At 67.6% G+C, this 25,120-nt stretch carries 23 protein-coding genes, 1 tRNA gene and 1 pseudogene; 12 read left to right on the top strand and 13 right to left on the bottom strand.

Translation table 11 applies throughout. From position 1 onward, the window contains the following. Positions 1-153: 153 nt before the first annotated feature. Entirely contained in the window at positions 154-816 is a 663-nt protein-coding gene (locus LR394_RS07435; protein ID WP_231439852.1) for a hypothetical protein, read from the bottom strand. A gap of 345 nt (positions 817-1,161) precedes the next feature. On the opposite strand from LR394_RS07435, the gene pelF reads away from it, so the two are divergent. The 6 genes and pseudogenes from pelF (at position 1,162) to LR394_RS07405 (ending at position 7,693) form a co-directional block, all read left to right on the top strand. After that, positions 1,162-2,694, top strand: a complete 1,533-nt coding sequence (gene pelF, locus LR394_RS07430; RefSeq protein WP_231439850.1) for a GT4 family glycosyltransferase PelF — start codon at positions 1,162-1,164, stop codon at positions 2,692-2,694. Next, positions 2,691-4,178, top strand: coding sequence for a hypothetical protein (locus LR394_RS07425; RefSeq protein WP_231439848.1), 1,488 nt, complete (start codon positions 2,691-2,693; stop codon positions 4,176-4,178). The genes pelF and LR394_RS07425 overlap by 4 nt, the downstream gene beginning before the upstream one ends. Before the next feature lie 75 nt (positions 4,179-4,253). Next, the gene (locus tag LR394_RS07420) at positions 4,254-5,261 is read left to right on the top strand and encodes a GDP-mannose 4,6-dehydratase (protein ID WP_231439847.1); all 1,008 of its coding nucleotides are present in this window, start codon (positions 4,254-4,256) and stop codon (positions 5,259-5,261) included. 40 nt (positions 5,262-5,301) lie between these two features. Next, positions 5,302-6,003, top strand: a pseudogene (locus tag LR394_RS07415) (nucleotidyltransferase family protein); the annotation flags it as partial. Between the two features lie 155 nt (positions 6,004-6,158). Further along, positions 6,159-7,016 (top strand): NAD-dependent epimerase/dehydratase family protein, encoded by an 858-nt coding sequence (locus tag LR394_RS07410; RefSeq protein WP_269328782.1) that lies wholly within the window; start codon positions 6,159-6,161, stop codon positions 7,014-7,016. Further along, positions 7,016-7,693: a spherulation-specific family 4 protein gene (locus tag LR394_RS07405; protein WP_231439841.1), complete on the top strand. Its 678-nt coding sequence runs from the start codon at positions 7,016-7,018 to the stop codon at positions 7,691-7,693. The genes LR394_RS07410 and LR394_RS07405 overlap by 1 nt, the downstream gene beginning before the upstream one ends. Here the strand turns inward: LR394_RS07405 and LR394_RS07400 are convergent. From LR394_RS07400 to LR394_RS07385, 4 genes are all read right to left on the bottom strand, one after another. Then, positions 7,674-8,471, bottom strand: coding sequence for an alpha/beta fold hydrolase (locus LR394_RS07400; protein WP_231439839.1), 798 nt, complete (start codon positions 8,469-8,471; stop codon positions 7,674-7,676). The two genes, LR394_RS07405 and LR394_RS07400, sit on opposite strands and share 20 nt — an antisense overlap. Positions 8,472-8,555: 84 nt before the next feature. Beyond that, the gene (locus LR394_RS07395) at positions 8,556-9,134 is read right to left on the bottom strand and encodes a DUF1906 domain-containing protein (protein WP_231439837.1); all 579 of its coding nucleotides are present in this window, start codon (positions 9,132-9,134) and stop codon (positions 8,556-8,558) included. Between the two features lie 106 nt (positions 9,135-9,240). Continuing rightward, on the bottom strand, positions 9,241-10,056 hold the full coding sequence (locus tag LR394_RS07390) for a hypothetical protein (protein WP_231439835.1): 816 nt from the start codon (positions 10,054-10,056) through the stop codon (positions 9,241-9,243). Continuing rightward, positions 10,053-10,739, bottom strand: a complete 687-nt coding sequence (locus tag LR394_RS07385; protein WP_231439833.1) for a Crp/Fnr family transcriptional regulator — start codon at positions 10,737-10,739, stop codon at positions 10,053-10,055. Before LR394_RS07385 ends, LR394_RS07390 begins: the two co-directional genes overlap by 4 nt. Positions 10,740-11,010: 271 nt before the next feature. Here LR394_RS07385 and LR394_RS07380 point away from each other — a divergent pair, with 271 nt between their 5' ends. The 5 genes from LR394_RS07380 (at position 11,011) to LR394_RS43575 (ending at position 17,047) form a co-directional block, all read left to right on the top strand. Next, positions 11,011-12,927, top strand: coding sequence for a dynamin family protein (locus tag LR394_RS07380; RefSeq protein ID WP_231439831.1), 1,917 nt, complete (start codon positions 11,011-11,013; stop codon positions 12,925-12,927). An 8-nt stretch (positions 12,928-12,935) separates the two neighbouring features. Then, positions 12,936-14,531, top strand: a complete 1,596-nt coding sequence (locus LR394_RS07375) for a dynamin family protein (protein ID WP_231439829.1) — start codon at positions 12,936-12,938, stop codon at positions 14,529-14,531. 2 nt (positions 14,532-14,533) lie between these two features. Next, on the top strand, positions 14,534-16,492 hold the full coding sequence (locus LR394_RS07370; RefSeq protein WP_231439827.1) for an Hsp70 family protein: 1,959 nt from the start codon (positions 14,534-14,536) through the stop codon (positions 16,490-16,492). Positions 16,493-16,564: 72 nt separating this feature from the next. Then, a complete protein-coding gene (locus LR394_RS07365; RefSeq protein ID WP_231439825.1) occupies positions 16,565-16,759 on the top strand; it encodes a hypothetical protein in 195 nt (64 codons plus the stop codon). 9 nt (positions 16,760-16,768) lie between these two features. Then, a complete protein-coding gene (locus LR394_RS43575; protein WP_407936996.1) occupies positions 16,769-17,047 on the top strand; it encodes an FAD-dependent oxidoreductase in 279 nt (92 codons plus the stop codon). 500 nt (positions 17,048-17,547) lie between these two features. Here LR394_RS43575 and LR394_RS07360 read toward each other — a convergent pair whose 3' ends face one another. After that, the gene (locus tag LR394_RS07360; protein WP_331283049.1) at positions 17,548-18,072 is read right to left on the bottom strand and encodes an NUDIX hydrolase; all 525 of its coding nucleotides are present in this window, start codon (positions 18,070-18,072) and stop codon (positions 17,548-17,550) included. Between the two features lie 59 nt (positions 18,073-18,131). Between LR394_RS07360 and LR394_RS07355 the strand changes: the two genes are divergently transcribed. Then, a tRNA-Leu gene (locus tag LR394_RS07355) sits at positions 18,132-18,217 on the top strand. On the opposite strand, the gene LR394_RS07350 is transcribed toward LR394_RS07355, so the two are convergent. The 7 genes from LR394_RS07350 to LR394_RS07320 all read right to left on the bottom strand — a co-directional run bounded on the left by LR394_RS07350 (position 18,199) and on the right by LR394_RS07320 (position 25,003). Then, positions 18,199-19,863 (bottom strand): recombinase family protein, encoded by a 1,665-nt coding sequence (locus LR394_RS07350; protein WP_231439820.1) that lies wholly within the window; start codon positions 19,861-19,863, stop codon positions 18,199-18,201. The genes LR394_RS07355 and LR394_RS07350 overlap by 19 nt on opposite strands. Beyond that, entirely contained in the window at positions 19,860-20,129 is a 270-nt protein-coding gene (locus LR394_RS07345; protein ID WP_231439819.1) for a hypothetical protein, read from the bottom strand. Before LR394_RS07345 ends, LR394_RS07350 begins: the two co-directional genes overlap by 4 nt. Positions 20,130-20,259: 130 nt before the next feature. Then, positions 20,260-20,583, bottom strand: coding sequence for a hypothetical protein (locus LR394_RS07340; protein WP_231439817.1), 324 nt, complete (start codon positions 20,581-20,583; stop codon positions 20,260-20,262). A 25-nt stretch (positions 20,584-20,608) separates the two neighbouring features. Further along, the gene (locus LR394_RS07335; RefSeq protein WP_231439815.1) at positions 20,609-21,925 is read right to left on the bottom strand and encodes a hypothetical protein; all 1,317 of its coding nucleotides are present in this window, start codon (positions 21,923-21,925) and stop codon (positions 20,609-20,611) included. Positions 21,926-22,872: 947 nt separating this feature from the next. Then, on the bottom strand, positions 22,873-23,994 hold the full coding sequence (locus LR394_RS07330) for a response regulator (RefSeq protein ID WP_231439813.1): 1,122 nt from the start codon (positions 23,992-23,994) through the stop codon (positions 22,873-22,875). Positions 23,995-24,159: 165 nt separating this feature from the next. Continuing rightward, a complete protein-coding gene (locus LR394_RS07325; RefSeq protein WP_231439812.1) occupies positions 24,160-24,573 on the bottom strand; it encodes a hypothetical protein in 414 nt (137 codons plus the stop codon). Between the two features lie 55 nt (positions 24,574-24,628). Then, positions 24,629-25,003, bottom strand: coding sequence for a hypothetical protein (locus LR394_RS07320; RefSeq protein ID WP_231439810.1), 375 nt, complete (start codon positions 25,001-25,003; stop codon positions 24,629-24,631). Between the last annotated feature and the right edge of the window lie 117 nt (positions 25,004-25,120).

Here is a 25,120-nt window from a genome sequence, read left to right as displayed (position 1 = left end):
GGCCACGGACAGTCACGTTGTCGGAGGGAACATTAGGACCCTCGCCGACTCAGCGTGGCAATCGCGCGACGAAATCACCCGGGCGGGTGTGATGTTCCGGGAAAATCGGTCAGGCATGATCGATTTCTCATGACGCTACGTGGAAACGCTGGCTCAGCCGATGAGTTCGGCGGCTACGGCCGTGGCCGCCGAGCGGGCCACCTTGGCGGTCTTGGCGGTCGCGCTGACCTGGACCAGACGCTTGCGCTTGAACACATTGACCTGAGCGGTCGCGATCGGGCCGGTGGTGATGACGGATCCGGCCGAGACCTTGCCCAGGCCGGGCTTGAAGGTCGTGGCGCCGGCGTCCTTCGGGGGCAGGCCCTGCTCGACCAGGTCGCGGTTACCGCTCACCGCCACCTGCCAGATCAGGTAACCGAGCTGAATGCCGCCGGCGCCGGTGTAGGAGCAGCCGTCGAGCTGCCGCTGGCCCTCCGTTCCGGTGCGCTCATCCGGAATGCCTGCTTCTATGCTGGTTTCGAGCAGTTTGCCCACCCGGTCGGCGCTCAGCCCGGCGCAGGTGGCCTCGCCCTTGGTGGATTCGGTCTCACCTGCCGTTCGGGTCTCCTGCGGGGTGACGTCTGTTTCGATGGTGGGCGCGGAAGAAGCGGGCTCACCGGTGGTGCTGGGTTGGGTCGAAGAACTAGGGACGGGTGAACTCGCGTCCGCGGTGGAGGATCCGGAAGAGCATCCGGCCAGAACGGTCAGAGCCGCCAAAACGGTCAGCGGGCGCAAACAATGGGTGCGACGAGGGCCGGACCGCTGCGGCGTGGGCATGGGACGTTCCTCCTGGCGGTTGCCGACGGCATCGAATCCTGCCGCATCCCCGGCCTGGTGAAGGCACGTTCTCTCTTGTGTCGCCCGGACTTTCGGCGGGAGAAAACGGCAGATGAGTTACAGGAAATGTCAAAACCCCATGAAGCCGGACGCTCTCGAGTCGCAATCACGCTGGGTAGCGCAATCCTGCCCATCGTGAAGTTGTGCGTCGACTGTGGTGAAGCGATCGCCCTCGGTATTGCCACCTAGCGCTGCCTTCAATCACTCTGTGTTGGCGCCGCAAAGTTTCCGCTGTGTTGCGCCAAAGATCCACCGCACGAACCGAAACGCGAGAGGAGTCCACGGGTGCGCATCGCACTGATAACGGAGGGTTCCTACCCGTTCTCCCACGGCGGTGTGAGCGTCTGGTGCGACCAGCTGGTGCGCGGCCTGCCCGAGCACGTCTTCGACATCGTGGCCCTGACCGGAACCGGTACCGAAAAGCTGCTGTGGGACATGCCGGAGAACACCGGCAGCGTCCGCTCGCTGCCGATGTGGGGCCCGGCCCGGCCGACCACCGGCCGTCTCGCGCTCGCCGACCGGCTGCGGCCGGGCCGGCGCAACGCCGCGCGCCCGCTGATCCGCAGCGGCCTCGACTCCGTGGCCCGGGTCAGCGCCCTCGAACTGCTGCGCGCCCTGGTCGAACCCGACCTGCGGCAGGCCGGCGTCCGTTTCCGCGCGGCCCTGAAGAACTGGGCGCGGCTGGCCCCCGATCACGATCTTGAGGGCGCACTGCTGTCGCCGGCCTCGATCAGCGTGCTGATGCAGGCCTGGCCGGCCGAAGAGCTGGCGGCGCACTGGGGCGGCAAGCAGCGAGGCCTGCCGACGGTGGCCGACGCGGTGACCGCGACCCGGCTGCTGGCCCACATGCTGCGCCCGCTGGAGCACCAGCCCCCGGTCGCCGACGTCGTGCACCTGGTCTCCAACGGCATCGCCGGGCTGGTCGGCCTGGCCGCCAAATGGCGCCACGGCACCCCTTTCGTGCTGTCCGAGCACGGTGTGTACCTGCGTGAGCGTTATCTGGCTTTCGGCCGGTCCACCTACGCCCGGCCGGTGAAGTGGCTGCTGCTGCGCTTCTACCGCCTGCTCTCCAGCGCGGTGTACGCCGAGGCCGCGCTGGTCGCGCCCGGCAACGTCTACAACCAGCGCTGGGAAGTGTGGGACGGCGTGCCCGACAACGTGATCCGCACCGTCTACAACGGCGTGGACCCGGCCGAGTTCACCCCGGTGGACAGCGAGCCCGAGGTCCCGACCATCGCCTGGCTCGGCCGGGTCGACCCGATCAAGGATCTGGAGACCCTGCTGCGCTCCTTCGCCCTGGTGCACGAGAGCTGCCCGGCGGCGCGGCTGCGGATCTTCGGCGGCACCCCGGCCGGCAACGAGGACTACCGCCGCATGCTGGAAGAGCTGACTGTGGAGCTCGGCCTGAGCGATTCGGTCTGCTTCGAGGGCCGGGTCGACTCGGTGCAGGACGCCTACGCGGCCGGTCACGTGGTGGCCCTCACCAGCATCTCCGAAGGCTTCCCGTACACCGTGATCGAGGCGATGAGCTGCGGGCGCGCCACGGTTTCGACCGATGTCGGCGGCGTGGCCGAGGCCGTCGGCGACGCCGGTCTGGTCGTCCCGCCGCGTGACCCGCGCGCCTTCGCCGACGCCTGCCTGAAGCTCCTGCAGGACGACGAGGAGCGCCGGCGGCTGGCCGGGACGGCTCGCCAGCGGGTGATCGAGCTGTTCACCCTGGAGCAGTCCCTGGCCGCGTTCCGGGCGATCTACACCGATGTCCAGGCCGGGGTGCAGGACGACGCCATGATCCACGCGATCGAGCAGGTGCTGGTATGAGCGCCCCTTCGATCCTGCCGCCGCCGGAGACCGTACCTATCCGGATCCCGTTCACCGGAGCAATCAACGTGCTCCCGGGACGGGTCAACGCTCCGCCCGTGCACCGGCGCTGGAACGGCCACGACCGCCGTTCCCGCAGTCGTCTGCACCGGCTCAGCCGCGACTACGACGTGTTGTGTACCTCCGCGGTGGACTCCGTCGAGATCGCCGCCGGGCTGGAGGCCTCCGGCTTCACCGACGGCTCGGCCCAGGAGTACGGCTTCCCCGGCGTGTTCGGCCTGGGTGAGGCACTCTTCCGCCTCACGCCCCGGCTCGCCGACCGCCATCCCGGCCGCCTGCCCAACCCGTGGGCCGAGCGCCCGGCCCGCCACCTCGTCCGTGGATTGACCTTCGCCCTGCCCGGACTGGTGCTGGTCGCGTGCCTGCCCAGCCTCAACACCACGGCCGACCGGGTCACCCTGGTGCTGGCCATGCTGCTCGGCTGGCCCGCCAGCCAGGCGATGGCCTTCGTCGGGTACGCCCTGGAAGGCCGTCGCCACCCCAAAGCCGCGGCCGCTCTGCTGTTCCTCGGCCTGACCGTCTCGATCCTGACCGCCGCCGGTTTCGCCGCTGTCGCACAAGCCTTCGGGGCGTCAACCCCGATCGCCGCGATCGCCGCTGCCGAAATCGTCTACGTCACCTCCGCAGCGGTCGTCCTGGTCCTGAGCCACGAACTCATCGTCCTCGCCGCCCTGCTACCCGGGGTGACCGCGGCCGGCTGCTCCTGGTGGGCACCCGACCTGCCCCGCGAGGTGCTGGTCATCGGCTCGGTGGCCAGCGTGGCCCTGGTCCTGATCGCGGCCCTGACCATCTGCGCCGGGGCCTGGCTGTCGGACCTGCGGGTCGGCCTGCAGGTCCTGACCAAGCACGACCTGGTCGAGACCGTCTTCCACGTCGGCTACGGCCTGGCCGGCGGCATCCTGGTTACCCTGCCCGCACTGGGCGGTTTCCAGACCGCCGCCGGGGGACTGGCTCTGCTGCCGGTGATCTGGTCGATGGGCGGCGCCGAATGGAACGTGGTGCGACTGCGCCGCCAGTCCTTCGACCTGCTCAACGAGGCCATCTCGGTGGCCGGCTTCGAGCGCTCTGTCCGGCAGCTGGCCCTGACCAGCACCGTGAACTACCTGGCCCAGCTCACCGCCCTGACCGGGGTGCTGCTGACCGGGATGTGGCTGCTCGGGGTCGAAATAATCGATCAGACCTTCGCTCTCGCCCTGTTCGCCAGCTGGCTGCTCGGCTGCGGGTTCTACCTCGCGCTGACCGTCTCCTCGCTGTCCGGAGTCCGCACCGTCGTGCCCTGTCTGCTGCTGGCCGTTGCCGTCGGCCTGACCGCGTACCTCGCGGTGCCCAGTCCGCTCGCCATGCTCGCCGCCCCGGTGACTCTGGTTCTTTCCCTGACCCCCGCCGTACTCCGGACCGTCGCTGATCCGGTACGGCACATGTAAGCCCGCACAGCCCCACCCGAACCGTCCTCCCAAACCCCTGACACCGTCCCAAATTTCTGAAGGAGTACCCCCGACGTGAGCACCCCTGCGAACGAACTGGTCGCCGTCACCGGAGCCGACGGGTTCATCGGTTCCCACCTGGTCGAGACCCTGGTGGAGCGCGGCCACCGCGTGCGGGCGATGGCCCTGTACAACTCCTTCGGCAGCTACGGATGGCTGGACACCCTGCCCCAGGACGTGATGGACAACGTGGAGGTCGTGCTCGGCGACGTCCGTGACCCCGGCTGCGTGGAGCCGTTCCTGGCCGACGTCAGCACCGTCTACCACCTCGCCGCCCTGATCGCGATCCCGTACTCGTACACCGCGCCCCGCTCCTACGTCGAAACCAACGTCCTGGGAACGATGAACGTCCTGGACGCTGCCCGCCGGCAGGGCACCCAGCGGGTGGTGCACACCTCCACCAGCGAGACGTACGGCACTGCCCGCTCCGTCCCGATCAGCGAGGACCACCCCCTGCAGGCCCAGTCGCCCTACGCGGCGAGCAAATTGGCCGCGGACAAGCTGGCCGAGAGCTACTACCTGAGCTTCGAGACGCCCGTGGTCACCCTGCGTCCGTTCAACACGTACGGTCCCCGGCAGTCCAACCGCGCCGTCATCCCCACCGTCGTCGCGCAGCTCGCCGCCGGCCGTAAGACCATCGACCTGGGCGCGATCACCCCCACCCGCGACTTCCAGTTCGTCAAGGACACTGCCGCCGCGTTCGTGACCGTCGGCACCGCCGCCGCGGAAACCGTTCTCGGGCAGGTCTTCAACGCCGGAACCGGCGGCGAGATCTCGGTGGGCGACCTGGTCCGGACCGTCGGGCGGATCATGGACGTCGACGTGGAGGTCCGGCTCGACCCGAACCGCGTGCGCCCCGAGGGTTCCGAGGTGCAGCGCCTGGTCGCCGACCCGTCCCGGCTCACCGCGGCGACCGGCTGGTCGGCCCAGACCGACCTGGAGAAGGGCCTGGCCCAGACCATCGACTGGTTCCGCGACCCGGCCAACCTGGCCCGGTACCGCACCAGCGGCTACGTGATCTGACATCCCCCCCCAACCCCTCGTTCGGAAAAAGGAATTCGCCATGCACGCAGTGATTCTCGCCGGAGGACAGGGTGTCCGGCTGCGTCCCTACACCACCAGCCTGCCCAAGCCGCTGATGCCGATCGGTGACCGGTACTCGATCCTGGAGATCGTGCTGACCCAGCTCAGCGACCAGGGTTTCACCGACGTGACGCTGGCGATCGGGCACCTGGGGCACCTGATCCGCTCGTTCATCGGGGACGGCTCGCGCTGGGGTCTGCAGGTGCGGTACCTGGACGAGGACCGGCCGATGGGCACGATGGGCCCGGTGCTGCGGCTGATCGACGAGCTGCCCTCGGAGGTCCTGGTGATGAACGGCGACATCCTCACCGACATGAACTACGCCCAGCTGCTGACCGACCACCGGGCCGGCGGCCACCCGCTCACCATCGCCACCTACCAGCGCGAGGTGAAGATCGACTTCGGCGTGCTGGAGATCGACTCCGACCAGGTGGTGGCGTTCCGCGAGAAGCCCACCCACCACTACCGGGTCAGCATGGGCGTGTACGGCGTGTCCACCGCGGCGCTGCGGGGTTACGACGCGGGCCGGCACTTCGGCTTCGACGACCTGGTGCTCGACCTGCTCAAGCAGCAGACGCCGCCGGGCAGCTTCCCGTTCGAGGGCTTCTGGCTGGACATCGGCCGGCCGGACGACTACGACCAGGCCAACCACGAATTCGGGACGCTCGCGCCGACTTTGCTGCCGAAGTCCGGACGGCACGTGGCGGGGGAGTGCCCGCCGGTGTCGGTCTCGTACCCGATCACGTCCTGGAACCCGGCGCCGTTGACTGCCCCGATGAACGCTGCGCCGTTGACTGAGGCCTCGCTGTCTGCGGCCGAGCCGGAGCCGACTGCTTTATGACGCGAGTGCTTGTGTTGGGTGCCGGTGGCTTCCTGGGATCCCATGCAGTTCGGGCGTTGGACAGGGCCGTCGTGATCCCGGGTCCCTCGCGCGCCGAGCTTGATCTGGCTACCGCTGATCAGGCGGCTCTGGATGCGCTGGTGCGGGAAGCTGCGCCGGATGTCGTGGTGAACGCCACCGGCCAGATCGGCGGTTCGGCCGAGGAACTCGAGCGCGGCAACGTCGCGGTGACGCGGGGGCTGCTGGCCGCCGCGCCCGTGGGTGTTCGTTTCGTGCAGTTGGGGTCGCTGGCCGAGTACGGTGCTCCGGCGGCCGGTTGCTGGTCGGAAGACGCAGTGGCGCAGCCATTGTCGGATTACGGGCGGGCCAAGCTGCGCGCCAGCAACCTGGTGCTCGATGCGGGCACGGTGGACGGTTGTGTGCTGCGCGTGGCCAATCCGGTCGGTGCCGGTCAGCCGGCTGCAAGCCTGGTCGGATCCGTTCTGAGTCAGCTGCTTTCGGGTAGCGAGGTGCGGCTGGGTTCGCTCGCCGCACGCCGCGACATCGTTTCCGCGCAGGACGTCGGCCGGGCCATCGCTCTGGCAGCCCTGACGGCGGGGCCGTTGCGGCACCGCGTTCTCAATGTCGGGACGGGCCGTTCTTCGGCCCTGCGCGACGTGGTTGATGAGGTGCTGCGTCTGGCCGGTGGTGGCGCTCTGATCGAGGGTGAGCAGGCCGGTTCGGCTCGTTCGGCTGCTGTCGCGGATGCGGTGCCTTCCGTGCAGCGGGCCGCGGACGTACTCGGCTGGGTGGCTCAGGACTCGATGGAGACAGCGGTACGGCAGGCCGTGGACGGGGCCGGTCTGCTCCAGTGATGTCTTTCCGGTTCCGGCGGCCGCGCCTTCTGGGGCAGGCCGTGCCGATGTACGTGCACCCGGTCCTGGGGCCGGATGCCTGGCAGGCTTTGGGGCAGGCCGATCTGGGGCAGGGCTTCGCCGTTGTCAACGCCGCCAACGGGCCTGGTACTGCCGCGGATTCGGTGTACGAGGGTGCGCTTGGTGCTCTTTCCGCACCGGTGGTGGGATATGCGGACTACGCCTACGGTGGGCGCGGTTTGGACCTCCTGCTGGCCGACCTGGAGAACTGGCGTCGGCTGTACGGAATCACCGGCCTTTTCCTGGACCAGGTCACCTCGCATCCGCAGAATCCCGGTGCTGCCGCCGACCTGATTGCCCGTCTTCGTGACGCAGGGGCCACCCGGGTGATCGTCAACCCGGGGGTGGAACCCGCCCCGATGTGGTGCCAGGTCGCCGATGTGGTGGTCTCGTTCGAAGGGTCCTGGGCTGCTCACCAGGGGTATGCCCCGGCCGACTGGCTGCGTGAGATCCCGGCGGAACGGCTGTGCCACCTCGTGCACAGCGTTCCCTCCGGGGTGCCGGGCACCGAGGTGGCCGCGCAGATCATGGACACCGGTGCCGGGATCGCCGGAGTCAGCCACGAGCACCTCCCGAACCCTTGGACCGGCGCCCTCCTCAGCTCAGGAAGAACTTAGTCAGCACCGGGGCCAGGACGGCCGGCTTCACGATGTGCATCTGCCCTGGCAGCGTCTCGTACCGGGCGCTGGGCAGGACCCGCGCCAGTTCGGCCATGGCGTTACGCATCGAGGCCGGGCTCTTGCCGCCGTCGACCACGAGCGTCGGCACTTGCAGGCCGGCCCAGCGCGTCGGGTCCAAAGGACGTCCGTAAGCGGCGGTGCCGAGGTGGGCCAGGTCGTAGGGAACGGTGTGGGCCAGACGCTTGAGCTTGGGCCACGCAGGCATCAGGTGCATGAAGGCGACCATGGCCGCGGGCAGCCCTACGCCCCGTCGCATGAACCAGGACACCACCGCTCCCCGCCGGTCCTCGGCCAGCAGCGCAGCAAGGTGTTCCTGATGATCGGCCGGGACCGGCGGGCGCGAATCGTCCACCACGAACGGCGCCTCGAACACCGCCACCCGCCTCGCCGGCACTCCATGGGCAACCGCGTCCAGAACGAGCGCCGCACCGGACGAAATGCCGTAGACGAACGCCTCCCCACCAGCCTCCTTCATCACCGCGGCAAGATCGTCGTACTCCTGCTCCACGCTGGACGACGGCTGGTCGCCACTGCCTCCCCGCCCCCGCCGGTCATACGTCCAGACCGTGAAGTCACTGGCCAGAAGCTTGGCCAACGCAGGGTTGGGACCGAACGCCCGGTGCCCGAACGCGCCGTCGACCAGGACCAGAGCTGGTCCAGAGCCGATGCTCGAGCACGCAATGGTGGTGCCGTCGGCCGAGGTAACGGTCGTCATGGGGAACTCCTGGCGGTTGTCGTGGGCGGTGCTGTCACCCTGCTCGACGAACAGCCTGCCCGGAATTCGACAGCCGACGCGCCGTCAGTGCCACTGCCCGAAGTCTGCGTTCTGGGCCACGTTGAAGTCGACCGCGGCATTGTCGACCTTTCCCATCTCGACCTGACGCAACTGGGCCCGCGGATCCCACTTTCCCCTGGACCAGGCGTAGGTCTGCCAGCCGTAGCTGATCAGGTGCTGGTCGAACAGGAATTTGAGGGTGTTGATGCCACCGTAGGCACCGGTCCGGTGCACCCCCAGCACCTGAGCCACACCCTGGAAGTACCGGCCGACCGTGGGCAACTGAGCCTTCTGGGCATCGAAGTCGACAGCGAAGTAGATGGGGCTCTCGGCCGGCCCACCACATTCCCGGAGCTGCTGCGCGGCCTGCTGAGCGTGCACGATGCCCTGGTCCCGGCCGCCGCTGAGATCGTGCTCCCAGTCCCCGTAGGCCTGCCAGACACAGAAGATGTCGAGGCCGGCCCGGATCAGCAGGTCGGCCTCGGCCTTACTCAGGGCCTTGGCCCGGTTGGGGGCCAGATAACGCCCGGCGAAGGAGTACCCGGCCTCCTTGATCGCCTCGGGTGACGGCCGGTCGAAGGAGTAGTCGACCCCCTGAGCCATAGATCCTCAGCCTCTCGTCTCGAACCGGTGCTCTCACCGGAAAGCATGGACCGGTTGGGAGGCAGGTGCCGGGTGAGGCATCAAATGACTGCTGATGACCGCCGGATCAGGGCCAGCCCTGGTCGTCGTCGGGCTCATCCCCGTCGTCGTGCTCGGCCAGGGCGTGGGTGTCTTCCGGATGCCAGGCAGAATCTACGTGGCTGTCTTCGTCCGGCCCGAAATAATCGTGCTCATGCACCATCTGATCGGCTATCGGCAGCAGGCCGGGCAGCCCGATCCCGGCCAACGCGAACCCCGCCACTGTGGGGTCGAAGGACGCCCGACCAGCCGGCTTCGCATCGACTGTGTGCAGTGCCTGGATGTGCACGCCGATCCGCTCGTTGTTCTTGGCCGGGATGCTCACGGCCGTGAATGCCCGGTCCGACAGCGGCGTCGGTTTCGGGACCACAACGTCCGTGTAGATGTCGTCGGTGAGAGCGACGGCCAGGTCGCTGTGCCGCGAGGCGGTGAGTAGCCGGCGCAGGGCGTCGGCGTCCACGATGGTGCTGGCCACCACAACGGCTCGGCTGACCACGCCCAGGTAGCCGTCCTGCACCACCCCCTGGGCCAGGGCGAGCCGGACCCGCATGCGGCCGATGCTGCCTTCCCGGTTGGAGTCCGCCAGGGCGTCGCGGAGCGAGAGGATGAAGGTGGGGACGACGGTGAACTCGTCGATGCCGGCGGGCAGGATGACCAGCTGGCCGTCGCCCCGGTCCTGGTAGCGGGCCTGGTACCTGCGGATCCCGCCCTTGCGCAGCCCCCATTCGGTCATGGTGACCAGACGGCGCTGCATCTCGCGCTGAGTGGCCGCGTCGCGGGTGCGGAAGCCTTCGATGTCGGTGATCAGGCAGGTGCTGCGCACGGCCCGGGGTTCCCGGCTCATGAGGCCCGGCTCGCGATCGCCGCCAGTTCGCCCGGCCTTCGGACCAGGGGATGGCGGTAGCCCGAGGTGTCGATCAGGGCCTGGTTGCGCAGCCAGGCCAGGGCTCGCTCGACGCTGCTGTCGGAGGCGCCGATCAGGGCGGCGATGTCGGCCTGGCTGATCGGCAGGTCGATCTCGACCGATCCGTCGGTGCGCCGGCGGCCGTAGACCTGGCCGAGAAAGTCCAGGACGTGGGCCACCCGAACCCGCACCGGCGCACCGGTGATCTCGATCCGGTGCAAGGTGGATTCGCGGAGCTTGCGGATCGCCGAGTTTCGCAGAGCTCGGTCCAGTGCCGGACGCTCGTCGAGCAGGGCCAGGAACTCCTGGGCTCGGTGCATGACCGCGTGAACCACGGTGGCCGCTGAGACGGTGGCCGAGCGGACCCCGCCGTCCAGGACCGCCAGTTCTCCCACCACGTCCCCGGCCGTGCGGTAGGCCAGCCCCACCTCACGCCCGTCCAGCGACCGCCCGGCCACCCGGACCCAGCCCGAGACCAGGACGAGGACGCGGTTGCCGGGCTCACCGGCGCGCATCAGATCCTCGCCGGTCTGGAACAACCGCCCCTGTCCGCCGCCGAGCAATCGATCCCGGTCCTCGAGCGCCACCGTCTGCAGCAGCGACCCCGCAGGCCAAGCTGCCACCGTTTCCACCACGCCGGGCCTCCTGCCGGTCGTTGCTACCGGATACTGCGGTTGCACGTCAGGGGTTTCCCGCTTTTGCGGGAGATATCCCGCTGCCGCAAACCCTATTTTCTGATCAGGACGAACGGGGACGATCCGACACAAGATTTGGTAACGGCGAGCCGGCTGGGGGACCAATGGACAGGCGACGCAGGGGAAAACACCCAAACGAACGGGACGCTTTCGTTCAGGTCCTGCGTGATCCGGACATTTCAGTGAGAGGCCTCTGCTGATGGCGCCGGACACCCTCTCGCCGGCCGCTCGCAACGTCTTGGACGTGATTGCGGCCGCCGGCGGGGTCCACGGGCTGACGCAGGACGATCGCTGGGACGACGTTCAGACGATGGCCGGAAAACTTCGGGACCGGTTCTTCCTGGTGGCCGTCTGCGGAGAATTCAGCAGCGGTAAGTCGACGTTGCTGGGTGCGGTGCTGGGCCGTCCCGAGCTGTTCCCGGCCGATGTCGGGCCGACCACATCCGTCCCCACGGTGGTGCGGTGGGCCGAGCGCGAGCAGATCGCGGTGGTCACACTGGAGCGGCCGGAGGGATTCGCCATCACCGCGCCGGAGCTGACCGGCTACGTCACGGAGGCCGGGAATCCGGGAAATCAGAGACAGGTCACCGAGGTTCGCGTCGGTCTGCCGGATGCATTGCTGGCGGCGGGCATCGGTTTCGTCGACCTGCCCGGGATCGGCTCGACCAACCCCCGGCACGCGGTCATCACCAACGCCTACCTGGAGCACATCGACGCGGCGTTGTTCGTCAGCGGCGGCCCGGTCAGTGAGTCGGAGATGACCTTCCTGCAGCGAGTCGGCGAGCGGATCGGTACCGAGCTGGTTCTGGCTCGTGCCCAGGCCGACAAGCCCGCGATCCAGTTCGGGCAGGCCGGGGTCGACCGAGCGGTGGACAACCTTCGGGAGAAGTCAGCCGATGCTCTGGGCGTCGCCCGGGAAAGCCTGACCGTGCTACCGGTTTCGGCGAAGCTGTTCCAGACTGCCGCCGACGAGGATGACGAAGTGGCATCCGGTATTCCGGTACTGAGGCAGACCTTGCGCACCGGCGTCGCCGTGCGTGCCGAGAACCTCTTGGCCGTAGGTGCTCTCAATGCTCTGGACGCCTCGGTGGCGGCGACCCAAGAACGGTACCGGGTGCGGATGATCGCTCTGGAGCAGGGTCAGACTCCGGAAATTCTGGCGGTACGAGCAGATCTGGCCGAACGGGACGCGCAGCTGCAGCAGGTCACCGCCACCGAGAAGACCTGGCGGTCCCACCTGGACTCGGCGCTGCGGTCGGTGGCCACCGACCAGCTGACCGCCCTGAACAGTGGAATCCACCGGCTGAGCGCACTGGCTCAGGCCGAGATCGACGGCGCCAAGGCGGTCTCGCTCGATGCCAACCGGTTCACCTCGAACCTGATCAACCAGGTGCACGACCTTTACACCCGGGCTGCGGGCGGACTGGAGGAATCGGCGAACGCCATCGTGACGGAGCTGGCCAACGACCTGGGAGTGCCGCTCGAGCGCATCGCAGCCCGGTCGGCCTTCGGGGGCACTCAGGCCGGTGCGTTTCAGGAGCCGGAGAAGCGAAAGTTCGAATCGACGGTCCAGCGCTATGCCGAGGCCGGGACCCAGGCCGCTCGTAAGGCCGGATTTGCCCGAATGATCGGTGCTTTCGGGGGAATGGGACTGGCCGCGATGATCGCGGCGCCGTTCACCGGAGGGGCCTCCCTCCTCGTCTACGCGATCGGCGGAGCCGTGGCTGGAGCAAATGCGGCGACGGCGGTCGGCACCGCCGTCAACATGCAGTCCGAACTCGCTGCGCTCGACCGGATCGACCCGGAGCAGAGGCGCTCGCGCCTGCGTCAGCACGTGCGGCAGGCGCTGGCCCCGAACACCGAAGAGGCCAAGAAGCGTCTTGAGGACGTGGTCCGCCAGCTTCAGGTCCAGGCGTTCGCCACGGTGGACGGTGCCGTGGAGAGCGCGAAACGTGAGGTCCGTTTGCGGATCAAGGAAATCAGCGAAGATCTGCAGCGCACTCAGGACGAGGCGACGGCCGAACTGGCGCGCCTGCGGTCCGAGGAGCGGGAGATCGTTGGTGCGGTTCAGCAGTCGGCCCGGGCCCGGGCCGCACTGCACACCTCGGACGATTGAGGACGTCGGTGTCCGCCACCGCACTCGAGGATTCCGTTTCCGAGGTGCTCACCGACGTCCGCAATGCGGCTCTGAGTCGTTCGGTCACCTCGCCCGTGGGTCATCAGGCCGAGGCCTGGCGGCGCAAGCTCGGTGAACCGATGCGGGTAGCTGTCGCCGGGGAGATCAAACGCGGTAAGTCGACCCTGGTCAACGCCCTGATCGGGGCCGAAGGCGGACTTACGGTGGCCGACGCCGAGGCGGAGGCGGCGATGGCCACCGGCCAACTGGAGACGACCTACGTCCTCACCGAGATCGTCCATGGATCTCGCCCTTCGCTGCGTGTCCTACGTAAAGACGGCACCGCAGAGGACGTCTCGCTGACGCGGCTTCGTGAGTTCACCGCCCGTCGGGCGGATGCGTCCTTGGATGATGTGGAACGGGTGGTGGTCACTCTGCCCGCCCCGCTGCTGAGCCGGTTCCGGCTGATCGATACCCCGGGCTTCAATTCGGTGTACGGCACGGACGCGCAGAACGCCTTGTCGATCCTGACCGGCGACGAGGTCCGGGCGGCCGATGCGGTGGTCTATGCGATCGCCAACGAGGGCCTCAGCCAGGTCAGTGAACAGGTAGCGCGCCAATTCAGCACCGGTGGCGACGATTCGGCACCGCTGACCCCGATGAAGGCGATCGGGGTGGTGCCCCGGGCCAACGAGCACTGGTTCGGCCTGCTGCGGGACCGGCGCCGCGATCCCACCGTCGACACCGATCCCTTCGTCCTGGCCCGCCGCGAGATCGAGACCACCATGCGTGGGCCGGGGCGCGGACTGTTCCACGCGATCGTCCCGGTCAATGCTCTGCTGGGCGAAGCCGCGGCTCTGGCCACGGACGAGGACTTCGCCGCGATCGCCGAACTCACCGGCGTCGAGGATGACTTGCTCTTGGAATCCTTCGCTCAGATGCCGCATCAGTCCAGGGCATTCGCAGCTCGCACGGACTTTCCACTGGAACCGGATCGTCGGCAACGGCTGATCACCACCTTCAGTTCGTGGGGCTTGTGGAGGGCGATTGTGCAGTCCCGGGCCAAGCCTCCGATCGATGAGCTACGAGCCGAACTCGACCGGATTTCCGGGGTGGCCGCCCTGCGCGACCTGGTGCACAACCACTTCGGTGCCCGGGCCGGGGCGATTCGGGTGAGCGGCGCGCTGGCGCAGATCACGGCCGCGAACCGGCGCATCCGGCTGCATCAACCGCCTGGCTCTCAGGAGTTGGCGGTGTGCGAGGACATCGGCCGCCGACTGGAGGACGTGATGCTGGCCCACAGCGTCCTGTTCGCCCAAATCGACGTGCTGGGCAAGGTTTACCAGGGTCTGGTGAGGTTCAGCCCGGCCCAGCGCGAAGATCTGCTGCGACTGACCGGTGAACGGGGGATGGGTCTGCCCGAGCGCCTTGGGCTGGAGCCCGGTGCCTCGCCTGCGGAGCTGAGGCAGGCCGCCGTGACCGCAGCCGCGCGCTGGGCCACGGCCGCCGCAACCCTCACCGGCTCGGCCCGGCTGGCCGCCCGCGACCTGCAACGCAGTCTCGACACTCTGCTGGCCCAGATCGACACCCCAGAAAGGCCTTGAGCATGGCGAAGATCGGTATCGACCTGGGCACCTGGTCGGTGGCCGCGGTGATCGTGGACGCCCAGGGGGAGCGGGTGGTCCCCGACCCGGGCAACGGACAGCAGTGGTTCCGGGCCGCCGTGGCCGCCTCACCGGATGGTGCCTGGCTGATCGGTCAGGCCGCCGAGACGCTGCGGGTGACCCATCCCGACCGCTACCGCGACGACCTGAAGCGCCTGCTCCGAACCCCGGCGCCGGTATATCTCGGTGGTACGGCGCACCCGGTGCACGAACTGCTCGGCGTGCTGGTGCGGCGGGTCCTGGAACGGGCCGCGCTGCTGAGCGCCGAGCCGGTGGAAGCGGTCTACGTGGGGGTACCGGCCGACTTCGAGGCCGGCCGACAGGATCTGGTGCGCCAGGCCCTCACGGCCGGGGGCATCAGAGTCCCGGTCACGCTCACCCCCGAGCCGGTGGCCGCAGCCCGGGCGATGCTCGAGGGCGAGGTCGGCGACGGCACCTGGCTGGTGTTCGACCTGGGCGGCGGCACGCTTGACCTGGCCCTGGTCGCCGGCCGCAGCGGGACACCCCAGGTGCTCGACGTGCTCGGCACCGACGAGGTGGGCGGCTTCGCACTGGATGAGGCTGTTGTCGAGCGCTGGCTGGACCAGCTTGAGCTCGGCGACGCCCCCGAACCGGCCGATGCCGCCGACCTGCTCGCCGCCGCCCGTGAGGCCAAGCACCAGCTCAGCGAGGCCCGCATCGCCTATGCCCGAAACCCGCTGCGCACCGGTCCCCGCCAGCTCACCCTGAGCCGCGACGAACTGGCGGTCCTGGCCCGGCCCACCATCGACCAGGCCATCGAGCACGCCCGGCGCCTGCTCGCCGCGAACTCCGTTCAATGGCGTGACCTGAGCGGCATCCTGGCCAGCGGCGGCGCCACCCGCAGCCCGATCCTCGCTGAAGCCCTTGCCGCGCTTGCTCCGCTCGTCCCGCTGAACGGCCCACCCGAACTTGTCACCGCGCGAGGACTGGTCCCGCCACCACCTCCACCACCACCGGTGGTGACTGCCCCTACGAACGCAACCACCTCGTCCCATAATTGGGATACCGGCCGCACCCGCATCGCGCTGTGGACGGCCGAAGACGTCGAGCTGGACGACGAAATCAGCTTCGAACGATCGGTGTACAGCCTGGCCTTCTCGCCGGACAGCCGGTGGCTGGCGGTCGGCCTGAGCAACGGCGAGATCGTCCTGATCGGCGCGGGCGGCGAGCGGATCACCCTGGACGAGCACCGCGGCGAGGTCTACGACCTGGCCTTCAGCCCGGAAGGCCGCCTTGCCTCGGCCTCCGGCGACGAGACCATCCGGCTCTGGAGCCCGCCCGACACCGAGTCCGACGACCTGCTGATCGGCCACGACGACGAGATCAACCAGGTGGTCTGGTGCGGCCGGGACCGGCTGATGAGCGGGGCCGACGATCGCACCCTGCGGTTGTGGGACGGCGACGACGACACGGTGATCCATGACCAGCGCATCCTCACCGACCTCGCGGTTTCGGGTAATCAGCGCTGGGTATTGAGTGCTTCCGGGGACGGTGCGCTGCTGTGGGACCTGTGGACCATGAGCGTGGTCTGGCGGCGTGGTTATTCGACGACGGCAGTGGCGTTCGACCCGAGTCATCTTTACTTCGCGGTGGGGGAGAGCGACGGCGAGTTGACCGTCTGGACCCTGAACGGGTTCGACGAGGTGGTCAGCATCGACCGGAAGAACCCGGTGACCATGCTGGCGTTCGCCCCGGCCGGGGATGTGCTGGCGGCGGGGTCGGAGGACGGCAAGAACGTCTCGCTCTACGCGGTGCGCACCGGTGAGCGCCTGGCCAAGCTGAGCCATGACGAGGAACTGGAGACACTGGAGTTCAGCCCGGACAGCACCACGCTGGCGGTGGCCACCGACAACAGCGTCTACATCTGGCGGGTGGGGTGATCGACGGGTCCGGTGGCGCCGATGCTGCCCTGCTGGCCTAGGCTGTGCCGAGTTGTCGGGCTAGGAGGCGGTATGAGCGAGCAGTGGCTTGATGAAACCGAAGTGAAGGCGCTGCTGGAGCACGGTGAGCAGATGCAGAATCTGGCTGCACCGTATGTCAGTGTCCCGGTGCAGTTTCCGGCTGAGGTACTGGACGGGCTCAAGGAGCAGGCCAGGCAGGAAGGTCTGCCGTTGAACGACCTCATCCTGCGTCTGATCACCGGCTGATCAACCGTTTTGACGCTTCGTGACGCTCGTGGTGAACGAGAGGTCGCGGTCGTGGGGGCAGGAACCATCGGTACGACCCTGGCGAGTGCCCTTTGGCGCCAGGGCCGGCCGGTCACGCTGATCGAGGCAACGGCGCCCGGCAGCGGGACCGGCCAGGCGTGGGGGTATGCATCCGCGGATGCCGCGAGCGGACCGGCCTCGCTCACAGGACGCGCTGAGATCACCTGGTTCGCCTTACCGAGAACGTCGTGCCGTTGCGTTTGTTCGGCTACGAGGCGTGTTGTTTGAGGACGATGGCCTGGCTGCGGGTTTGCCTACGACGGCATGCTTCTGTGCGGCTGGTTGCTTGTCTGACGGCGGGTTCGGAAAGTGAACGTGGGGCAACGGTTCGCTTGACCAATGGTGAACACGTCGACTCCCGGATTGCTGTCGTGTGTGCCAGCTTCGGTTGTCTGGCGGACGTTTCGACGACTGGTCATGGCCACGGGCGACCTGAATCTCCGCGGGTTCTCGCGGTGCGGCCCTGAACGACGGCGGTGCGTGACACGTGGCGGGTGGTTCGGCGGCTGCCGGGCCTCTTGGCACTGGCGCTCGATCTGGACGTCACGGCTGAGCCCGGCCGTTGTGCGCATGGCGCGGTCGTGGCTGAGTTCGGCCGGCGCGTTCGTGCCTTGCATCGCTGCGGAGGTGAGCCGTGTTCCGGGCTTGCTGGCGCTGTTGCTGGGCAGTTCGTGGCGCCGTGAATTGCGGGTGAGCAGTAGCTTCGGCTGAGTACCCGACAGCGCCGGTTAGCCGAGATGGGGCAAATGCCCGGCTTTAGGCCAGAGACCGACTCTGAACCTCATCGACCGGTCCATCGTGAGCCCTGCGAGCTGGGCCGGGTCGACCCATTGCACCTCGCTCGACTCGCTGGAGGGCGTGGGCTCCCCGTGCACGAACGCGGCCAGGAAGACGACGGAGAACTCCTGTCGAACCTCGCCGTCGCTGGTGCACTCGAGCAGATGCTTCGGGTCGGTGAAGATCCCCAGCAGCCCCGTGACGCTGGTCTCCTCCAGCGTCACCCGCACGCCACAAGCGACGATGCTCTCGCCCAGGTCCATCCCACCGCCGGGCAGGGCCCAGTTGCCGTTGTCGGACCGGCGGATCACCAAAGCCTCGCCCTGATCGTTCGTGACCAGGGCGTTTGCCGATGGAACCAGACTGTTGGGCTTGGGTGCAGCCGGGTTGTCGTAGTGATCGATACGGCCTACATGTCCCCCGATGGGCGCAACATCCCTGCTCCAGGCGGGTGCGCCAGGGCGTGCAACAGCCACCCCTCGTTCATGCTAATGTTTTCCTCGTTCGAAGGGAACAGCAACAACCCAGCGAACAAGTCCGGGTGGCGGAATAGGCAGACGCGCTAGCTTGAGGTGCTAGTGCCCTTTATCGGGCATGGGGGTTCAAGTCCCCCCTCGGACACGTAAAGTAGTACATGCTTCAGGGATGATAGTAGCCCTGATCAGGCGGTTGTCCTGCTCATAGCAGAGATGAAGGCCGAGCTGCAGGTAGAGATCAGCACGATCTCGCGGCTCGGCCTTTTTCAATGCCTGGGACAGGCCGCCCAGCTCTTCCACGACCTGCAGTAGTTCCTTCTTGCTCAGCTCGTTGGCTGGTTCAAGGTCGCGCAGGGCGACGGTCAGGCGGGCCTGTTCGGCCACGACCTCGCTGGTCCATTGCGCGACCATGCTGGGGTCCGCGCCGGCTTCCAGGGCCTCGCGATAGCGCCGGATCTTGCCGTCACAGGCCTGCAGCTTCTTCAGGGACTCCCGGCGGCTCTCGATGCCGCTAACTCTGCTGCCTTCGCGGAGCAGATCGACGGTCTGGTGGCAGCGGGTGGGGGAGAACAGTTGGTCCAGCCAGGCGTCGAGGTGGGGGAGGATCTTGTCCTCGCGGACGTAGACGGTGCTGGGATGTCCGGCTTCGGCCAGAGCGCGGTCGGCCAGTTTCAGCTTGCACCGGTAGTGGGCTCGTCCGTTGTTCCAGGAGCCTTCCATGTGTCGTTGGCAGCGTCCGCAGGTGATGACGCCACGGAACAGGTACGGCCGTGTCGATCGGCGTGGGGCTCTGACCGTGCGCTGTGAGACGTCCTGGTGTCCTCGGTCCTTGAGCGCGGACTGGGCCAGGTCGAAGTCGGCCTCGTCGATGATCGCCTCATGGCGCTTACTCGGCGAGATGATCCACTTCTCGCGTGCGTTCCAGCGCATCCGGGACTGATGTCCGAGCGCGACGTCTTCGACGTCGATGAGCACTTCTTCCTTGCGCTGCTTGTTCCACACCTCGTAGCCGGTGTAGCGCGGGTTGCGCAGGATCGCTTCGATGGCTGAGGCCACCCAGGCGGCACCGCTGCGGTGACGATTGCGAGCGGGGTCGTGAGCTGAGGGGCAGGGCACGCCCTCGCGGGTGAGCCGGTTGGCGATCGATGCCGTACCCCGGCCCTGGAGGTACTCGCGGTAGATGCGCTGCACGACGGGAGCGGCGGTCGGGTCTACCTCCAGCCGATGGGCTCGCTGTCCGGCGGAGGCCTTGCCCGGATTCGGGTGCGGCCCCGCGTCCGCCAGGAGGTACCCGTAGGGCGGGCGCCCTCCGAGGTAACGACCCTGGGTGCTGGCCTGGGCCTTCATGGAGGTCTTGACCCGGATCTTGATGCGGTTGCGCTCGCCCTTGGACATCCCGCCGTACATCGTCATGACCAGCTCGTGCGCGTCGCTGCCGGGATCGATGCGCCCACCGACTTCCGGTACCCACAGCTCGACGCCGTAGTGCTCGAACACGGGGAACGTCAGGCCGAACTGGTTGCCGTAGAAGGCGCGGGCCGGTTCGCCGATGACCACAGCATTAAACCCTCGATCGCGTTCACGGAAGGTCTGCAGGAGTGCAGCCGCTTCCTCGCGGCGCTTCCACGGCAGAGACCGGGACAGGCCGACGTCGAAGAACTCGGTCACGATCTCGCCGCCGTGCGGTTCGATGAGCGCGCGGGATCGGGCCAGCTGCCATTGCTTCGACGATTCAGGATCCTGCTGGTCTTCAGTGGAGACCCTGCCGTAGAACGCGAACCGCTTGCTCACTCCGCTTCCTCCCCGAGATCGGACTGTCTCCAAACTGTCTCACCAGAATCCGGCTCCTCTGAACCGTTTCCGGTGGCCTGTGGATTCTTGGGGCCCTGACCACGCCGAATGCGTATGTGTTCGGCCTCGTCCGTTCCCAGCAGGATGCGCAGCAGCACGCTGGCTGCCGCCGGCGTCAGCGACGGTGGCTCGGCCGGCAGCACGAACTCGATGTCGTCCCAGCTCTTGGCGGATGGGCGAGCCGCTTCTGGTTCCTCTTTAGCCACTTTCGCCTCCCACGTCACGAGGTGGCCGGCAGGCGAGCGGCTACCTGTGCAGAATCGTTCCGGAGTTAGCAAATTCCGAGATTCGACCCTTGGCGCCGTGATGCGGCGGTGGAAAGCAGTGGGCGCCGACCTACTGCTTGGAGGAGTTGAGAAGGTCGCCGAGGTGACGCCGGAGGAGCGCGATGCGTATCTGTTCGCGGGGGCTTTCGGCGTCCTCAGCGGCTGCGGCCAATGCCTCAGCGGCCCGTTCGACCCCGGGCAGGAGCGCGAGCGGAGCCGGCTCGTCGGAGCTGGGTGCCTGCAGCGGGTGTAGTTCCACCAGTTGGGCGAGGGCGTCGCTGATGACGGCGAAGCTGTAGATGTCGAGGTCATCGTTCAGCAGCACGGCTTCGAGCGCTGAGCGGGCCTGGAGCAGATGTTTCGGTGCCGGCTGATCGGGGGTGACGTCGTTCATGGTGGGTTTCCTTTCGTTGCGGTGGTTAGGGTCTGGATCCGCGGTAGACGTAGCGGGCGAGCCCGGGTAGGCCCGGCCGCTGGGGTGGTCCTCTGCGGTTGAGTGCGGCTCGCACGATGTTTCGTGGGGCGGTGATGGGCGCCGAAGGGTTGTGCGGTTGGACGTCGCGGAGCACGGCGGCTAGGTTCTCGGCGCGCTGGGCTACGGCTCGGGCGCGATCAAGGAAGACCGGTGGCGAGCCGTTCATGTCGGCCGGGCCCCAGGCCGCGCCGCTCTTGAGATCTCGTCGGACCTTCCAGTGCCCGGAGCGCATTTGCTGTTCGACGCAGTCACGCATCAGGGCCAAAGCGTTCGGTATCTCCTTGGCCGCGGCCAGAGCATCCAGGAGCGACAGTTGTTCCTTGCGTTTGCTCATGCCGAGGAGCAGTTGCTGGATCTGGCGGGGTTGTTCGAGGCTGGCCGGTGTCGTGGGGCCCTGTGTGACGACGTACTTGCTCAGCTTCTGCAGATATCTCAGGTCCTTGACCAGGTTGCGCAGCCGCAACGTGGTCTGGTCGATCCCGGCGGACTGGAGCGTGACGGCGGCCATCTCGGCGGTCATGGCGGTTGCCATCGCGGCCGCCAGGTAAGCGCGCGGCGAGGTCGGACCGCCCGAGGCCAGACGATACCCCATCCGGGAAAGAGCCTGCGGCAAGTCGGCCGGGCTCGGGTTGGCCAGGACTCGCAGAGACTCTCGACCGTGGTCCGGGATGACCGGTAGCTCTCCGCCAGCGGCCAGGTAGCGCACCTCGCGAGCCGCGATGGCGATCCCGGAGCGGGCTCCCCGCCGTAGCCGATCGGCGTCCTGGTGCTGTTTCTGCACGGAAAGGTGCTCGGCCAGGTCGATATCGAGCAGAGTCACGGCTTCGGTGATCTCGGCAATGTCGGCGAGATGGCTCCAGATCTCATCGCCGACGGGCTTGAGCGAGGCCGGCGTCTCAGACCACGCCACCTGAGCCCTCATCGACGAGATCAACACGGTCTGCCAGGCTCGCCCCTTGACCGTGCTGGGCGCCGTCTCCACGATGGTCGTGACCGTGTCGGTCCGGATCTGGGGATGGTTACGCAGATGCTTTTCCAGCAGGGCCACGGGATGGCGGTCCAGGCTGGGCACACCGTTGTGCCGTGGTTCAGCGTCGACGTTGGTGTACCGGAACGCGGACGTCCGATCGCGCAGCAACTCGATCAGCGCGGCATGGGCGGCCAGGGCCAGACTGGTCTCGGACGGATCCAGCGTGCTCGGGTGATTGAGCAACGTGTCGATAGCGCGGGCCACGACCGTCATCTCACGTACGTACGACATCAGTTCGCCTCCCTAATGAGGAGCCTGCCCGGACGGGCGATCCGGCCAGGTGTGAGAGCGGGTTCTTGTGGATAACTGGGGACGTCCGTGGGGGCCTGTGGATATTGCCGCCGCCTTGGTCAGCGCGTACGTTGCGGCTTCGGCACATGCAGCCTGGTAGAAGGTTTCGGCGTGAGCCGCGGGTAGTCCGGATGCCCGCGGGCAGTACCCCCGACCCTGCGCAGGGCCGAGGCGACCGTGTTGGTGGCCTCTCGCAGCGGCAGTCCGGCATCTACGGCGGCCTGGGCCAACGGCGACAGGTCGTCGATCCCGTGCTCGGCCGCTCGGCAAGCAGCCCAAAACAGACCGGAGTTGCGGTGTCCCTCGGGCAGACGTGCTACCCATCGGCTCAGCGCGTCGATGTTGACCGCATCCCGGCGAGCAACCGCGGGAAGAGAGCACGACCGAACAGGGCATCGACATCCTCACCACACTCCGCGACGCCCTGACCGGAAACCCCTGGATCCCGGCTGTTCGCGCCACCACGTGAATGTTTACCGAAGGATCTCGGGACGAAAGGAATTTCGCCGAACCATTGTTAGGTATGGCTCTTCGTGGAGCATCTGCCGTGCTGCCAGCAAGCGCGAGCGCAGCGGGTCGCGAAGGATTGCCTGCGCTTCTGCTACCGGTGAATGTGGCGCTCCAAATTTCCTTGTCTTGGAGCATGAATGATGCACCGTCGAACTCGTTGGTCGGCCGTGCTTCGAACAGGAAGGCCAGGAGGTCGTCCCAGGGGCCGTGCGGAGCGACTCAATCCACCACGAGCAGGCGTTGGAATCGAGGATCTCTACTCCGCAGCGGAGGTCTTCTGCGCGCAGTGCGGTTCTTCTGCCTCGGAAATCGACAGCGGGTGGTAGACCAGTGCCGGTCCGATCGGCTTCATTGCTGCCCCCTGGCTGTGCCCCGGATCAGGTGTTCTCAGCTTCACGCGAGGGTTTTGGAGGAGCGAGGGCTGAGGTGAAAGTCTGAGGCTCTTCGGAGGTGGTCTCGTACAGCCAGCCTCGCTCGCCGGGGCCGAGTTCCACCGGGTGGAAGTGCTCGGACCGGACTGATCGGTGCCCTGGGGCGAGCACCGTTCGGTGGAAATCGTCGGAGGCCAGGACCGCCAGCAGTTGGCCGGGTGTCCGCCGCAGAGCGTTCTGCAGGGCCACAGCTTCAGCCAGGCGCTGGGACATGCCTAACGCACCCCCGGTCCAGCCCGCCTGATCTGCGATGACGAGCCCATGGTGGAGGGACATGCGGATCCGGAGTCGGGTGGCGGGGGTAAACCTGATCGCGATCTCGGCCAGGGCGTTCTCGAGGTTCCCGAGCAACGGTCCGGCCAGCCGTACCGGTTGAACGTCGGCCGGGATCAAAAGGCAGAGGCCTTCGGGCTCGTCCCGAATGTCAAGCGATGCCCAGATCAGCTGGGTGTCCGCAACTGCCTTGGCCGCCACGGTGAGCAGAGCTCGGCGCAACTCGGCCTGGACCGGGTCACGGTGACCCAGCAGGCCCTCGATCCGAAAGGTGACGATCCACCGATGGTGGGCCTCACCCGCCCGGGGCGAGGGAATGTGCGGAAACGGAAACTCTGAGGCCGGTGTTGCCGCCGGATCCAGCCATGCCCTTCCTCGGGCCACGGCCCGGACTGCGGCCACCAGATGTTCGGGGGAGTCCTTCAGCGCGTAGCCCGTGACTCCCGCCTGAAGCGCCTGTGCCGCACTGCGTTCCGGCGCCAGTCCGGTCAGGGCGAGAATCGCCGGGCATTGGGTGGAACTGGTTCTGAGCTGCCAAGCAACCCGGTGCCCGCTCATCCCAGGTAGACCAAGGTCGAGCACGACGACGTCCGGGTCGAGTTCGGCGCACAGGCGCAGGGCCTGGGGGCCGTCCCCGGCCTCGCCCACGACCACCAGATCGGGAGCGCCGGACAGCAACCAGCGGACTGCGGCGCGGGCGAAGGGCTGGTCGTCGACCAGGAGCACCCTGGTCAACCGCTCGGTGCCAGGGTGCGGCGGCGTCGGTTGCCGGGCCTCGGGATCCTGGGGTCGCATCGGCGGCCTTCCGAAACGGAATATCGTACTGCTCGGATTGGCCCCGACAAACTGGGTGCCTGGCCGGACCTTAGCAAGGCGGGCCATCAGATGAGGGCTTGTGCGGGTGCGGCGGGAGGATCGCGTCAGACTTCCCGCCGCACCCTGGTCCGGTCGAGTGCCTGCCTACGGTGTGGGGACCGGGACACCGATGTCGGGTCCACCGCTCACGGATTCGAACAGGATGTCGGGAAGCGTCGCGAGAGTCGTGGGCCAGACGAAGCCGTAGATCGGCATGTTTCCACCGAGCACATGGCGCCTTACGGACTCGGTGAACAGGCAGACGCCGTAGGAGGGAGCGCCCGCTAGGACCGCTCCGGAGGTGATCGGGACACCGATCGGTAGCGAGGTAATGTCGAAGTTCTGCTGGATGGTCGGGGTGGGGCCGAAGAGGTTGGCCTGGGTGGTGGAATCCGGGACGAGGCGCAGCAGGCCGTCCAGGATAAAGTAGACGTTGGGGTCGTTGGCGGCCTGGACCAGTTGGCCCTCGGTGGACGGCAGGTCCGTCAGGTCGGCATAAGGCTGCGAGGTCGTGGTCATGGTTGGCTCCTTGGCATGTCTGGTCGTGTTGCGAAAAGGTTTTCCTGTGAGGGGTTCACTTCTCGGTGACGCGGAAGTCGTACTGTTGCTTGGAGCTGCTCTGGAACTGGATGGAGCCGTAGGTGCGGCCGTAGACGTTGCCGCCGTAGGTGATGCTGCCGACGACGCCACTGTCGATCAGGTAGGTCGTGCAGGCCGGGGTGTCGCCGAGTGCCGGCGACACGGTGCACCGGTACTTCTTCGTCTTCCCGTTTTTGCGGTAGACAATCTTGGCTCGATTGCTGTTGGCCTTGAACACGATTCGGTCGAAGGTAGCTGAGCCGATCGGATCAAACCAGTAGTGGTCGCCGGTGGCGCGCTCGTCCAGCCACTCGTCCAGCCAGTCGTCGGGTGGGCATTCGGGCAGGGTCTGGTTCGTGGTGTCGGTCATGGATGTCCCTCGTCGTTGCGCTGGGATGCTGAACACTCCTGCCATCGGTGCGGTTTCGGATCTGCTTGACGTGTCCACCGATTCCCGGGACTGGTCTCACCGGTTCGGGCGAAGCGC

The sequence above is a fragment of the Kineosporia babensis genome, from assembly GCF_021129305.1.
GTDB classification, from domain to species: Bacteria; Actinomycetota; Actinomycetes; order Actinomycetales; family Kineosporiaceae; genus Kineosporia; species Kineosporia babensis.
The sequence above is the reverse complement of the archived record's forward strand: the minus strand, read 5'-3'. Positions and strand labels throughout refer to the sequence as shown.